The 12,926-nt window shown below is 60.4% G+C and carries 13 protein-coding genes and 3 tRNA genes; 7 read left to right on the top strand and 9 right to left on the bottom strand.

Features of this window, described 5'->3' with window-relative positions; all coding sequences use genetic code 11:
• Positions 1 to 5 precede the first annotated feature (5 nt).
• Both CMN55_RS14960 and CMN55_RS14955 read right to left on the bottom strand, forming a co-directional pair.
• Positions 6 to 896, bottom strand: coding sequence for a DMT family transporter (locus tag CMN55_RS14960; RefSeq protein ID WP_293950724.1), 891 nt, complete (start codon positions 894 to 896; stop codon positions 6 to 8).
• Positions 893 to 1,936, bottom strand: coding sequence for an SDR family oxidoreductase (locus tag CMN55_RS14955; protein ID WP_293950722.1), 1,044 nt, complete (start codon positions 1,934 to 1,936; stop codon positions 893 to 895). Before CMN55_RS14955 ends, CMN55_RS14960 begins: the two co-directional genes overlap by 4 nt.
• Before the next feature lie 226 nt (positions 1,937 to 2,162).
• Here CMN55_RS14955 and CMN55_RS14950 point away from each other — a divergent pair, with 226 nt between their 5' ends.
• The 3 genes from CMN55_RS14950 to CMN55_RS14940 are packed head-to-tail and all read left to right on the top strand — an operon-like array spanning position 2,163 to position 5,095.
• A complete protein-coding gene (locus CMN55_RS14950) occupies positions 2,163 to 2,990 on the top strand; it encodes a cephalosporin hydroxylase family protein (RefSeq protein WP_293950720.1) in 828 nt (275 codons plus the stop codon).
• A gap of 13 nt (positions 2,991 to 3,003) precedes the next feature.
• Complete coding sequence (locus tag CMN55_RS14945) at positions 3,004 to 4,257, top strand: glycosyltransferase family 2 protein (RefSeq protein ID WP_293950718.1); 1,254 nt, start codon at positions 3,004 to 3,006, stop codon at positions 4,255 to 4,257.
• Positions 4,258 to 4,291: 34 nt separating this feature from the next.
• Positions 4,292 to 5,095, top strand: coding sequence for a hypothetical protein (locus CMN55_RS14940; RefSeq protein WP_293950716.1), 804 nt, complete (start codon positions 4,292 to 4,294; stop codon positions 5,093 to 5,095).
• 9 nt (positions 5,096 to 5,104) lie between these two features.
• Here CMN55_RS14940 and CMN55_RS14935 read toward each other — a convergent pair whose 3' ends face one another.
• From CMN55_RS14935 to rfbF, 5 genes are read right to left on the bottom strand one after another with little or no spacing between them, the layout of a single operon-like run.
• On the bottom strand, positions 5,105 to 5,989 hold the full coding sequence (locus tag CMN55_RS14935) for an NAD-dependent epimerase/dehydratase family protein (protein ID WP_293950714.1): 885 nt from the start codon (positions 5,987 to 5,989) through the stop codon (positions 5,105 to 5,107).
• Positions 5,986 to 6,525 (bottom strand): dTDP-4-dehydrorhamnose 3,5-epimerase, encoded by a 540-nt coding sequence (rfbC, locus tag CMN55_RS14930; RefSeq protein WP_293950712.1) that lies wholly within the window; start codon positions 6,523 to 6,525, stop codon positions 5,986 to 5,988. The genes CMN55_RS14935 and rfbC overlap by 4 nt, the downstream gene beginning before the upstream one ends.
• On the bottom strand, positions 6,522 to 7,760 hold the full coding sequence (locus tag CMN55_RS14925) for a class I SAM-dependent methyltransferase (RefSeq protein ID WP_293950710.1): 1,239 nt from the start codon (positions 7,758 to 7,760) through the stop codon (positions 6,522 to 6,524). Before CMN55_RS14925 ends, rfbC begins: the two co-directional genes overlap by 4 nt.
• Positions 7,757 to 8,830, bottom strand: a complete 1,074-nt coding sequence (gene rfbG, locus CMN55_RS14920) for a CDP-glucose 4,6-dehydratase (RefSeq protein ID WP_293950708.1) — start codon at positions 8,828 to 8,830, stop codon at positions 7,757 to 7,759. Before rfbG ends, CMN55_RS14925 begins: the two co-directional genes overlap by 4 nt.
• 16 nt (positions 8,831 to 8,846) lie before the next feature.
• Positions 8,847 to 9,620, bottom strand: a complete 774-nt coding sequence (rfbF, locus tag CMN55_RS14915) for a glucose-1-phosphate cytidylyltransferase (protein ID WP_293950706.1) — start codon at positions 9,618 to 9,620, stop codon at positions 8,847 to 8,849.
• A gap of 216 nt (positions 9,621 to 9,836) precedes the next feature.
• Here rfbF and CMN55_RS14910 point away from each other — a divergent pair, with 216 nt between their 5' ends.
• The gene (locus tag CMN55_RS14910) at positions 9,837 to 11,264 is read left to right on the top strand and encodes a flavin-containing monooxygenase (protein ID WP_293950704.1); all 1,428 of its coding nucleotides are present in this window, start codon (positions 9,837 to 9,839) and stop codon (positions 11,262 to 11,264) included.
• A gap of 59 nt (positions 11,265 to 11,323) precedes the next feature.
• Here CMN55_RS14910 and CMN55_RS14905 read toward each other — a convergent pair.
• Positions 11,324 to 11,399: transfer RNA gene (locus CMN55_RS14905), tRNA-Thr, on the bottom strand.
• A 92-nt stretch (positions 11,400 to 11,491) separates the two neighbouring features.
• Positions 11,492 to 12,319: a 23S rRNA (guanosine(2251)-2'-O)-methyltransferase RlmB gene (rlmB, locus tag CMN55_RS14900; RefSeq protein WP_293950702.1), complete on the bottom strand. Its 828-nt coding sequence runs from the start codon at positions 12,317 to 12,319 to the stop codon at positions 11,492 to 11,494.
• Positions 12,320 to 12,515: 196 nt separating this feature from the next.
• On the opposite strand from rlmB, the gene CMN55_RS14895 reads away from it, so the two are divergent.
• From CMN55_RS14895 to CMN55_RS14885, 3 genes are all read left to right on the top strand, one after another.
• Positions 12,516 to 12,600 (top strand) — tRNA-Tyr (locus CMN55_RS14895).
• Positions 12,601 to 12,653: 53 nt separating this feature from the next.
• Positions 12,654 to 12,727 (top strand) — tRNA-Gly (locus CMN55_RS14890).
• Between the two features lie 103 nt (positions 12,728 to 12,830).
• Positions 12,831 to 12,926: GTP-binding protein (locus tag CMN55_RS14885; RefSeq protein ID WP_148791578.1), on the top strand; the 96-nt coding region annotated here is incomplete at its 3' end.

Raw genomic sequence — 12,926 nt, 5'->3', positions numbered from 1 at the left:
TCCGTTCAGATCGCCTGACGGGCGAGGCGGCGGTTCCGCCGCAGCGTCAGGGCGGTGTGGATGATCAGGGTGGAAATGACGATGATGCCGCCGAAAACGGTTTCCTGCGTCGGCAGTTCATCGAGCGCCAGCCAGGCCCAGAAGGGGCCGAGAATGCTTTCCAGCAGGATCAGCAGGCTGACTTCCGGGGCGGAGATATAGCGCGGGCCGATGGTGATCAGGGCCAGCGCGAGGGGCAGTACCACCAGGCCAAGCAGGGCGAGATAGGCGAAGCTTTCGCCGGAGACCGCGAGCGGGGTTGCAAAGGGCAGGGCGAAGGCCGCCATGAACAGCCCGGCAATACCGAGCGAGGGCACCATGTCGAGATCCTTCGCATGGCGCACCGTGGTGAACTGTCCGGAAATCATGCAGGCCGCGCCCAGCGCGCAGAAATCGCCGAAGCGGCTGCCGCCGCCCAGGCTGCCCATGAATATCAGGCTGATCCCGCCGATACAGACAAGGATGGCAATCCAGGTATGCAACGCAACCGATTCTTTGAGAAACAGCCAGGAGAAAACCGCAGCGAAAAGGGGAGCGGTGGCAATGATGACGAGCGCATTGGCAATGGAGGTATGGGTAATCGCAAGTACGAAAAAGACACTGCTGAGACTATAGAACAGGGCGGCAATCACGCCCCGCCTGCCCATGTTTGTGAGCAGGCTTACAACTTTACCGGCGCCATAGCGCAGGAGATAGAAGGCAAAGATCGCCGCTGAGAAAAACAGCCCGCGCCAGAACAGAAGGCTGGCGCTGTCGGTGGCGATCAGACGGACCAGCAGCCCGTCCGGCGACAGGACGATGACGCCGGCGGCGGTCACAAGCAGGCCGAACAGATGCGGGGACATCCGGGTATTCATGACGGAGTTCTCCCCGGGCGGGTGATGTTCTGCGCACCGAGGCTGTCGGCGGTATCAAACAGCGACTGGACCATGGAACGCGGCTGCCAGTCAAGCCGGGTTCGCGCGGCGCGGGTGTCGAAGGCCGTCGCCGGGCCGAGCCGGGTGGCGACCAGTTTGAAGGTCGGGCTGAACAGGGCGAGAAAATGCACCAGCCAGTCCGGCACCGGCCGCGTTGGGATTTTATAGCCTTGCGGGGCGAGATAATCGGCGAGATGGCGGGCGATTTCGCGAAAACTCATGCTTTCGGCAACGCAGATGAAGCGGCTCCCGGGCGCTGCGTCATGAATGAGGGCGGTGACATGGGCGGCGGCGACATCGCGCACATCGACAAGGGAAAAGCCGATATTGGGCACGCCCGGCACCTCCCGCGCCATCAGCCGGCGGACAATTTCGAGGGAGGCGCTGGCCTGGCCGCCGATCACGGGGCCGAGCACGAATCCGGGATTGATCACGGCAAATTCGGGGCGGCTTTCAACGGGCAGGGCAGCGATATAATCCCAGGCTGCTTTTTCCGCGAGGGTCTTGCTTTTCTGATAGGCGCCGATGTCCTTTGTCACATCGCTCCAGCAGCCCTCGTCGAGCTGTTGTGATTTGTCATGCCCGCCCGATATCGCCGCGATGGAGGAGGTCATGACAATGCGCTTCACGCCCGCGTCACAGGCGGCGCGGAGCGCACGGAGGGCGCCGTCCCGCGCCGGGGTAATCAGGTCGTTTTCATCTTTCGGTGCCTCCGCCGGGACGGGGGAGGCCATATGGATGAGATAATCCGCGCCCTCAAGCGCGGCGTCCCAGCCGTCATCGGCGGTGAGATCGGCGCGGGCGAAACTCAAATGCGACACATCCCCCCGGGCGGCGAGGGCGCGGGCAATGCCGTCGGCCTTGTCCATGGACCGCAGCGTGCCGCGCACGGCATAACCTGCGGCCAGAAGCTGCCGGATTGTATGCAGCGCGATAAAGCCGCTGGCGCCGGTTACCGTCACCAGATCTTGCCTCGTCATTTCTTTCTTCTCCTGAAGCCGCCGGGTTTGCGAAAAGTTACGACAGCATAGTAATTTTCACCGCTTGCGGCAAAAAAATCCTGTGAAAATTGCCGAAAATGCCGCCCGGCGCATATACGGGCCGCAAATCGGTTGTTTTACCCCTGAAGGACGGTTAGAAACAGGGGGCGCGGCGCGGGCCGCCCGCCGCCCATTGCGGCCGTTTGGGGAAAATTTCGAGGTATCCATGCCGACAGACAAAGCCGATCCGATTGTTGAATTTCAGCAGGAAGTGACGGAGACGATCCGCTCCTATCAGCAGGAAACGGCGTGGAAGAAGCTGTCCCACGACTGGCTGAAAGAGGCGCTCGCGAAGCGTTATGTGTATAATTTTTCGTCCCTCGGCCGGCCGATCATCCAGCTTCCGACGGATATTGTCGCCTTTCAGGAGATTGTCTGGGAGGTCAAGCCGGATTTGATTATTGAGACGGGCATCGCCCATGGCGGCTCCCTTATCCAGAGCGCGGCGATGCTGTCCCTGCTGGAATATTGCGAGGCGGTGGAAAGCGGCACGATGCTGGACCCCGCGAAACCGAAGCGCCGCGTGCTTGGCATTGATATCGACATCCGCGCCCATAACCGCGCGGCGATTGAGGCGCATCCCATGGCCGGGCGGATCGACATGTTCGAAGGCTCCTCCATCGCGGCGGAAATGGTGGCCAAGGTCAAGGACTATGCGAAAGGCTATTCCCGCATCCTCATCAGCCTCGACAGCAATCATACCCATGATCATGTGCTGGCGGAGCTGGAGGCCTATGCCCCGCTGACGAGCCCCGGCAGCTATTGCCTTGTCTTTGATACCATCGTTGAGGACATGCCGGAGGATTTCTATCCCGATCGCCCATGGCACCCCGGCAACAGCCCGAAAAGCGCCGTGTTCGAATATCAGAAACAGCTTGAAACCGGCAAGATACTGGCGGCAGACGGCGCGCCGCTGCGTTTTGAGAATAACCAGGCGCTGGAAGACAAGCTGATGTTTTCCGTCACGCCGGACGGCTTCCTGAAACGGGTGTGACGGGCGCGTTTTGATGGGCAATGACCCCCTGAAAATCAGTATTGTGGTGCCGACCCGTAACCGTGCGGAATTCCTGAAATACTGTCTTGAGACCTGCCTTGCCTCCCCCGATCCGGATATCGAGGTGGTGGTCAGCGACAACAACAGCGTTGATGACACCGGCGATGTGGTGGCCGCAATCAGCGATGCGCGCCTTCGCTATGTGCATCCGGGGCGCGATATCAGCATGCGGCAGAATTTCGAATTCGCGCTGTCCCATGCGTCCGGGGATTACGTCATTTTCATCGGCGATGATGATGGGGTCGTCCCGAACGGGATTGCGACCCTGCGTCATCTTCTCCATAAACAGGCGCCCGATGTGGTGATCTGGCGGCATATCACCTATATCTGGCCGCATAAGGAAAATGGCCCGAAGGATGGCCTGCTCAAATTCCGCTACCGGGATTTCTGTGGGCCGCTGAAACGGCTTGATCCGCAGCAGGTTTTTGAGGATTTCTGCGCCGCCCGCCTGATCAACTATCGCGACGGGGCGAATATCTATCATGGCTGCGTTTCGCGCCGGGTGATTGATGCGGTGAAGGCAACGGGCGGGGAATATTTTCAGGGCCAGATCCCCGATGTGAACACGGCGCTGACCAACCTGACGGTGGCGAAATCGCTTTTGTGGATCCGTAATCCGGTGACCATCGCCGGCGCGGGGGAGAAGAGTAACGGCTCCGCCATGAATGCGCCGACAAAGCATACGGACCAGCAGACCAAAATCGCCGAGAATTTCACGGAACTGGCCGAGGCGGACCGCATCGCGCCGGAAATTGATCTCCGCATCCGCTCCATCCCTGCCTATGTCTATGCCAATCTGATGCGGATCAATCAGGATCATCTGGCGGGCCGCGCGGTGATTGACCATGCCCGCTGGCGCGAGGTGGTGATTGCCGACATGCGCAAATTTCCGAAGCAGAACCGCTGCTGGAACGTGCTGGAGGATTTTTTTCTGAAGATGGACCCCGCCTACAGCCGCGTCCCTCTTGCGGATCCGGCGGATCTGACAGAGCGGGAGAAAACTGCCGCCGATGGTGAAATACCATCCAAAAAACGCAAATCCCTGATCGGAAAGAAGGACTTGCAGACGGTCGCGTCGGTTGTCGCCTGGATACAGACGGTGACGGGAAAGCCCTATTCCCCGTCCGCCAACAAGCTGATCGCAACGTTCAAACAACTTGTGAAAGGCCTCGAAATGCGGCGCAATGTCAGCAGGCTGAGGAAATAGGGCATGGAATTTCAGACGTTATGAGGATGCGGTTATGAAAGAGAAAAGGGCTAACCGGCTGCTTAACGGGGCCTATCTGGCGGTGGACGGGGTGACGGGCCGCCTGCTGCCGCCGAAACGTCCGCATATCGTGATCGCCTGCATGCCGAAGACGGCCTCGACCTTTCTGGCGACGGCGCTTGCCGAGCTGCCGGGGATGGAGCAGGCAACCCTCGTCCCCGCATGGGAACAGCGCGAGCAGGAACTCTGCCCCATTCAGCTATCCCATTACAACCGGCGGAAATATGTCGCGCAATGCCATCTGCGCCATAGCCGGGCGACGGAATTTTACGGGCGCAAATATGGCGTCACCTTTGCCGTCCTGATCCGCAACCTGGCGGATTGCGCCATCAGCCTGCGCGATCACCTGCGCGCCGATCCGGAACCGGTGCCTTACGCTTTCTTCAGCGATTTGCAGAAAAACATGCCCGATGACGAGTTTGAGGAGGCGATTGTTCGCCTCGCCCTGCCGTGGTATCTCAATTTTTATGCGGGATGGCGCACCGCGGGCATCGGGGAGCTGTATGATTTCGATGACCTGACGGCGGATACGGCCAGCGTGATGCGCGATGTGCTGCAGCGCGCGAACTGCCCGGCGGAGGATGCGGAGATCAACGCCGCGCTGGAACGGGCCATGGAAAGCACGAAAACCCGCTTCAATGTGGGCAAGGTCGGGCGCGGGCGGAACCTTTCCCGCCGGGGGAAAGAGGCGCTTTCCCGAATGCTCGATTTTTATCCTGAATTTGCCGGTGATCCGCTGTTTATCAAGACACGGGAAAGCCTTGCGGCTTCGGACTAGGCGGTTGGGTCAGACTTTCAGATAGCTTTTAAGCCCATCCACAAGGGAGAGCATCGGCGCGCCCTCCCAGACGGACATTAACCGGCGGTTATCGCCATAAAGGGCGGTGCTCAGCGATGTCTCTTCCACCAATTCGGTGAGCGGCGGGACCAGCGCCTCCTTGCCGAGGAGTTTCGCGGCTTCCAGTGCAATTTCAGGGGGCAGCACGGCCCGGCCGCTGCTGATGTTGACGGTGCCGGTAAGGTCGGAGACGGCCAGCCGTTCCAGCGCGCGGGCCACATCCGTCACATGGATCAGATCAATGCCGTTGCCGGGCGTCTGGAAGGTGGGCAGGCGATCGGCGCAGAGTTCCCGGAAGATGTAGGAGGTGAGCTTGCTGGCGTCCTCGTCGGGGCCATAGGGGAAGAACAGCCGCGCCCAGACAAGGTCAATCTCCTGGCCGATGGTGTGGGCAAGCCGCCGGAAGGCGAGCTTCGAGGCGGCGTAAAGGCTGTCCCCCTCCGCCGTTGAACGATCCTCAACCAGCGCGTCCGGCTGCCATTGATATTCGGCGCAGGACCCGGCCAGCACTGCCCGTTTTCCGCCGGTTTTCACAAAAGCATCCAGCAGATAGGCGCTGGTTGAAACCCAGTGGAAATTCTCGGTCGAGTGCCAGAATTTGCCGGGCGTCGCCTCCCACGCGAGATGGATGAGGTGGCTCGCCGCCGCCTCCTTGATCACCATTTCCATTGAGGGGATGTCATGAAGATCAACGGCGATATGCCGATGCGCCCCGGCGAGCGGAAGCTCTTCATGGCGGGAGAGAGAAATCACCTCCCAGCCGCAATCCAGCATGCGGCGCACCACATGCGGGCCGATAAAACCGGTCGCGCCGGTGACAAGACAGCGCCTCATGGAGACACCTCCCGCAGGAGGGGCAGGGCGGCGTCGCGGTCCGATATCACGGCGGGCGTACCAGGCCAGTCGATGCCGATGTCCGGATCATCCCAGCGAAAGCCGCGCTCATAGCCCGGCGTGAAATGCGGGCTCATCTGGTAGAAGACGTCGGTGTCCGGCTCCAGCGTCAGGAAGCCATGGGCGCAGCCCGCCGGAATGAACAGGGCGGAGCCGTTGTCGCGGCTGAGTTCCGCGCCGACCCAGCGGCCGTAGCTGGGCGAGCCGTCGCGGATATCGACGATCACATCAAACAGGCGACCGGCCGTGCAGCGCACCAGCTTCGTCTCCGCATAAGGCGCCGCATGAAAGTGCATTCCACGTAATGTATATGCCGCTTTATTGTGGGAGAGATTACTCTGCACGGGCAGGAAGCTGATCCCGGCGGCGGCGAATTCGCGGCTGCAAAAGCTGCGGGTGAAATGCCCGCGGTTATCCTCAAGCCGTTCAGGTTCGATCAGATAGGCGCCAGTGATTTTCGTTTCGATAAAGATCATGGCAGGATCGTGAGCGTGGGGATGGGAATGGCGAATTGCCCGCCCCAGGCGCGGATATCCGCCATATCGCGGGAGATTTCATCGGCCAGGTTCCACGGCAGGATCAGCACGTAATCGGGCTTTTCGGCGCGGATTTTCGCGGGATCGAACACGGGGATATGGCTGCCGGGCAGGAAGGTTCCCTGCTTTTCCGGATTGCGGTCAACGACATATTCGATCAGCTCGGGCCCGATATGGCAGAAATTCAGCAATGTATTCCCTTTCGCCGCCGCGCCGTAAGCAGCGACTTTCTTGCCCGCCGCCTTCGCCTGTTGCAGAAAGGCGAGCAGTTGGTCCCGCACATGTTCCACCTTCGGCGTGAAGCCCTCATAGGCCGCGAGGGTTCCCATTCCGGCGGCGGCCTCCTTCACCCGCAGCGCCGTTAGCCGATCCGTCTCTAAATGTTTTTTGGAAGCCTGATGGCAGGCATGGATGCGCAGCGAGCCGCCATGGGTTGCAAGTTCCTCCACATCAAAGACGCGCAGGCCGTGGGCGGCGAGAATTTTCTCCACCGTCAGCAGGGAGAGATAGGAATAATGCTCATGATAGATGGTGTCGAACTGCACCTTCTCAATCAGGTTGAGAAGATGCGGAAATTCGATGGTGAAGACGCCCTCCTCATTCAGCAGGATCGGCACCCCGCCGATAAAATCATTGATATCCGGCACATGCGCCATGACATTGTTGGCAGCCATCAGATCGGCGCGGGGCCCGCTGGCGGTGAGGCGTTTAGCCGTCTCCACCCCGAAGAAGGCGACATCGGTCCTGACGCCCGCGTCCTCCGCCACTTTGGCGACATTGGCGGCCGGTTCAATCCCGAGCACGGGGATGCCTTTTTCAACGAAATGGCGCAGCAGATAGCCGTCATTGCTGGCAATCTCTGCCACCAGCGAGGCGGGGCCGAGATCAAGGGCGGTGATCATCTTCTCCGCATAGCGGCGCGCATGTTCCACCCAACTGCTGGAGTAGGAGGAAAAATAGGCGTAATCGGAGAAGATTTCGGTGGCCGGGACCACATCCTCCACCTGTACCAGAAAGCAGCCGTCGCAGACGCGGGCATGCAGCGGATAGGATTTCTCCCGCGCGATATCCCGCTCTTCGCGCAGATAGCTATTGGCGAGCGGCGTTCTGCCGAGATCGACAAATGTATGGGTCAGTTCCCGATGACAGAAACGGCAACTCAAGGGGCGGGTCATGAACGGGCCTCATAGGCGGTAATCTGGGACAGGGTAAAGTCATACATATCTGCGCCTTCGTTAAATGCCTTGTACCAGTCCACGGTTCGGGCAAGGGCGGTTTCGGCCGTCCAGTTGGCCCGCCAGCCGATGGTCTTGCGAGCGAGGGAGGCGTCGAGGGCGAGATGGGTTTTCTCCGGCGGCTGCGCGGCCTTTTCCAGTGACCAGTCATCAGGGATGCCAAAGGCCGCCTGCACATCGCGGGCAATTTCCCCGACGGTGAGATTTTCGATTTTCTCCGGCCCGAAGTTGAGCGCCTTCGGCACCCCTGCGCCTTTATCCATGGCCAGGGCCTGAAGATAGAGGAGATAGCCGGAGACGGATTCCAGCACATGCTGCCAGGGGCGGGTGGCGCCGGGATATCGCAAAGTGACGCTTTCCCCGTCACGGGCGGCGCGCCAGATATCGGGGATCAGCCGGTCTTCCGAAAAATCACCGCCGCCGATGACATTGCCGGCGCGCGCAGTGGCGACGGGCACATTGTTGTCATAAAAGAAGCTTTTGGCGTAGGAGGCGACGGCAATCTCGCACGCCGCCTTGGAGGCGGAATAGGGATCATCCCCACCGAGTGGGTCGCTTTCCACAAAGGCGCGGCCGCTGTCGTCATTGCGATAGACTTTATCACTGGTGATCATCAGCGCCGCTTTGAGCCCTTCCAGATCGCGTAATGCCTCCATCAGATTTATGCTGCCGGTGACATTGACGGCGAAGGTTTCCTCCGGCTCCCGGTAGGAACGGCGGACAAGCGCCTGCGCCGCCATATGCAGGACAATCTCCGGATTTGCCTCCGTCACGGCATTGGCAAGGGCGCCTTTATCGCGGATGTCGAGAAGATGGGAGGTAAGGGAAAGGCGGGGCTGTAGTATGCCAAACAGGGAAAACTCCCCGTCCGGGGCGAGGGAAATGCCGGTGACATCTGCGCCCATCTTGGCGAGCCAGAGCGCGGCCCACGCCCCCTTGAAGCCCGTATGGCCGGTCAGCAGAACCCGGCGGCCGTTCCAGAAATCGGGATTGACGGCGGCGGCGGTCATGACATGATCCCCGCCGTCAACGCCAGACCCGCCACGGCGCCTTGCCACTCTTCCAGAGCTGGTCGAGAAGGTTCTTCTCGCGCAAGGTATCCATCGGCTGCCAGAAGCCGCGGTGGTGATAGGCGGCAAGCTGCCCATCGGCGGCAAGGCCGGTCAGCGGGTCATTCTCCCACGGCATGTCATCGCCGGAAATACGTGTGAGCACCGACGGCTCCAGCACGAAGAAGCCGCCGTTGATCAGGCCATTATCGCCCGCCGGTTTTTCGGTAAACTGCCGGACCTTGTTATTCTCGATGATGGCGGCGCCGAAGCGGCCGGGCGGGGCGACGGCGGTCAGGGTCGCCTCGCGCCCCTGTTCCTTGTGAAAGGCAATAAGGGCGGCGATATCCACATCGGCCACGCCATCGCCATAGGTCATGCAGAAGGTCTCATCAGGATCGAGATATCCGGCAACGCGCTTCAGGCGCCCGCCGGTCATGGTCGCCTCCCCCGTATCGACGAGGGTGACGCGCCACGGCTCCGCCTTGGCGGTATGATAGGTGATCTCGTTATTTTCCAGATCGAAGGTGACGTCGGAGCGGTGCAGGAAATAGTTGGCGAAATATTCCTTGATGACATAGCTGCGATAGCCGAGGCAGATGATGAAATCATTGATCCCGTAATGGGAATAGATCTTCATGATATGCCACAGGATCGGATATTCGCCGATTTCAATCATGGGCTTCGGCCGGAGATGGGATTCTTCCGATATCCGGGTGCCGAGCCCGCCGGCCAGAATAACTGCTTTCACCGATTTCCCCTTACTGCCCGGAGCCGCCTGTGCCGCGACGGCACATTCCATTGATATGCTTATTTCAATATCGGCGGGCGGTGTCAAGATTGCGCGCCTTTGGCGGAACCGAAGATAATAAGCAGCCGTTTATTAAAACGGACAGTTTCCCGTTGTCAGGGCGGCGGCATTTTCCCTATGCTGCGGATTGGTCAATAATAATAAAAATGTAGCGCTATGGTAACGGGAAGAAGCGGTCTCGATCAGCTCGAAGGCCAGATCAGGCGGGATTTCCGCTACCTTAACTATCCGCCGGATAACTGGGTGAAGCCGATGTCGGGGCCGGATGGCGCCAGTGTCGCCGATGTGGTGATCATCGGCGGCGGCATGTGCGGCATGGCCGCGGCGTTTGGCCTGCGGCGCGAGGGGATCCAGAATTTTCGCATATTTGATGCGCGGGACGCCGGGGCAGAAGGGCCGTGGGTGACGACAGCGCGCATGCGCACCCTGCGCTCGCCGAAACGGCTTGCCGGGCCCAATCTCAACCTGCCGAACCTCACCTTCCGCATGTGGTGCGTGGCAAAATATGGCCGCGAGATGTGGGAAAGCTTCGAGTATATCCCGCGTGAAATGTGGATGGAGTATCTGATCTGGTACCGCCATATCCTGGACATCCCGACAGAGAATAATCATCGGCTGGAGCGGATTGAGCCGGAAGGAGACCTCCTCCGGCTGCACCTTCAAGGGCCGGACGGGCCCGTCACTCTGCTCGCCCGTCATCTCGTGCTGGCGACCGGGCGCGCCGCCTTTGGCGGATGCCGCATCCCGGCGGTTTTCGAGGATATTCCGCCGTCTCTCATCGCCCATACGGAGGAGGCGATTGATTTCTCTGCAATGGCGGGGAAACGGGTGCTGGTGATCGGCGGGGCAGCCTCGGCGGTGGATAGTGCCGCGGTGGCGCTGGAACAGGGCGCAGGGGAGGTGCATCTGCTGATGCGCGCTACCGAGATTCCCCGCGTCAACAAGTTCAAGAATACAGCCTATCCCGGCTTTTTCCGCGGAACCCTCGCCCTCGATGACGCACGGCGCTGGCGGTTTCTTCATTACAGCCTGGCAAGCCGTATCGCGCCGCCCCGTCTCTCCATGCTGCGGCTGAAGGAATATGACAATTTCCATATCCACAAGGGCGTCTCTGTCCGCCAGGCGGCGGTGACAGATGGCGCGGTGCAGCTTGACAGCGGGGACAGGAAATTCACGGGCGATTTTGTCATCCTCGGTACCGGCTATGCCATTGACATGACGCGGCAGCCGGAGCTGGCCGCACATGCAGGCGATATCCGGCTGTGGCGCGATCATTTCATGCCGCCCGCCGGGCTGGAGAGTGACGAGCTCGGCCGCTTCCCCTATCTCGGCCCCGGTTTCGAGTTTCTGGAAAAGGAGCCGGGCGCGGCGCCGCATCTGGCGCGCATCCATCTGTTCAACGCGGCCAGCATGCTCAGCCATTCCGGCATCAGCGCCGATATTCCGGGCGTCAATGTGGGAGTGGAGCGGCTGGTGAATGCGCTGGCGAGCGCCTTTTTCACGGAGGATGCCGACCGGCATCTCGCGGATCTCTACGCCTATGCCGAGCCGGAGCTGCTGGGTGATGAATGGCGGGAAGACTGAACCGGACGGCTTCGCAAACAGATAAGCCCTCAAAGACAGGGTGTCTTCAAGGGCTTATGTGGTGCCGCCACCAGGAATCGAACCCGGGACCTGATGATTACAAATCAACTGCTCTACCAGCTGAGCTATAGCGGCGTAAGGCTGGCTGGAAAATAGTCAGCTTAGCCCCCTTCGACAAGTAAAAAATACACAAAATTTCCGCCCCCGCCAATGGCGCGAAATCCGGGTCATTTTTTGCCGGTGAGGCGGCCCGGCCGATCGAGCTCATAGAAGGCGATGGCCGCCGCGTTCGAGACATTGAGGCTTTCGATTTGCGGGCCGATGGGCAGCTTCGCCAGCAGATCGCATTTCTCGGCGGTCAGGTGACGCAGGCCCTTGCCTTCGGAGCCGAGAATGAGCGCAACCTTCTGAAGACCCTGCGCGGCCTGCTCCAGCGTCTTGTCGGCCTTGCCATCCATCCCGATTCGCCAGTAGCCACGATCGGCGAGCTGATCAAGGGCGCGGGACAGGTTGCCGACGCGGATGACCGGCACAGTCTCGAGTGCGCCTGAGGCGGCCTTCGCCAGCACGCCGGTGACCGGCGGGGAATGCCGGTCCGGCACGATCAGCGCCTTGACATTGAAAGCGGCGGCGGAGCGCAGGATCGCGCCGACATTCTGCGGGTCCGTCACCTGGTCGAGCACGGCGACAACGGCCGGTTCCGTCTCCTCCGCGCCGGGCAGATCCTCAATCGCAGGCTCGGCCAGCGGGGCGGGCAGCAGGGCGATGCCCTGATGGATGGCATTTTCGGGCAGCAGGGCGGCGAGGGCGTCCTTGTCGAAAAATTCCGGCGCGATGAGGGACTGGATATGCCCCTGCAGATCGGGATCAAAGGCGTCGAATTTCGCGCGGGTCACGACGAGGCGGCGCAGCTTGCGGCGCGGGTTGGCAAGGGCGGCGAGCACGGCATGATCGCCATAAAGCCAGCTTTCCTGCCCCTGCGGCGCCTTGCCGCCGTGCGGCGCGCGTGCGCCGGGGCGACCGGCGGTGCCGGCGGCGGCTCTGCTTTTCTTCATGCGCGGGTTTGCTGGCTTGCTTCTTGACATGGCGTTGCTTATATTGCGCTTCACATGTTGCAACAAGCCAGCATTTTCCGGCGGGCCGAAAAAAATTGCCTTATCGTTAAAAAAACTTTCTTTTTCGGTTGACTTTATTCGTGAATTTTCGATAGTGCCGGTCACCTTCGGCGTATACCGGAGGAGATGCTTGTGCGGAGGGATGCCTGAGTGGTTAAAAGGGACGGACTGTAAATCCGTTGGCACTGCCTACGTTGGTTCAAATCCAACTCCCTCCACCACCTGCATGAGATGGATTGATGTCGTGGAGCTGGCATCACTGATGCGAAACAGGGCGGGTGTAGCTCAATGGTAGAGCAGCAGCCTTCCAAGCTGAATACGAGGGTTCGATTCCCTTCACCCGCTCCAAGCGCTGACCGGCGCTCTAAATACGGTCAACGAAATTTTGATGCCGGAATAGGGAATATCCGGTGTTTTGGGCTGAGTAACTTTTGCTTCGGGACGACGGAAAATGGCCAAAGAGAAATTTGATCGCAGTAAACCGCATGTAAACATTGGGACGATTGGTCACGTTGACCATGGCAAGACGACGCTGACGGCGGCGATT

Source organism: Sneathiella sp. (assembly GCF_002694385.1).
Lineage (GTDB): Bacteria > Pseudomonadota > Alphaproteobacteria > Sneathiellales > Sneathiellaceae > Sneathiella.
Note: the sequence above shows the minus strand (reverse complement) of the source record. Positions and strands in the feature narration are given on the sequence as shown.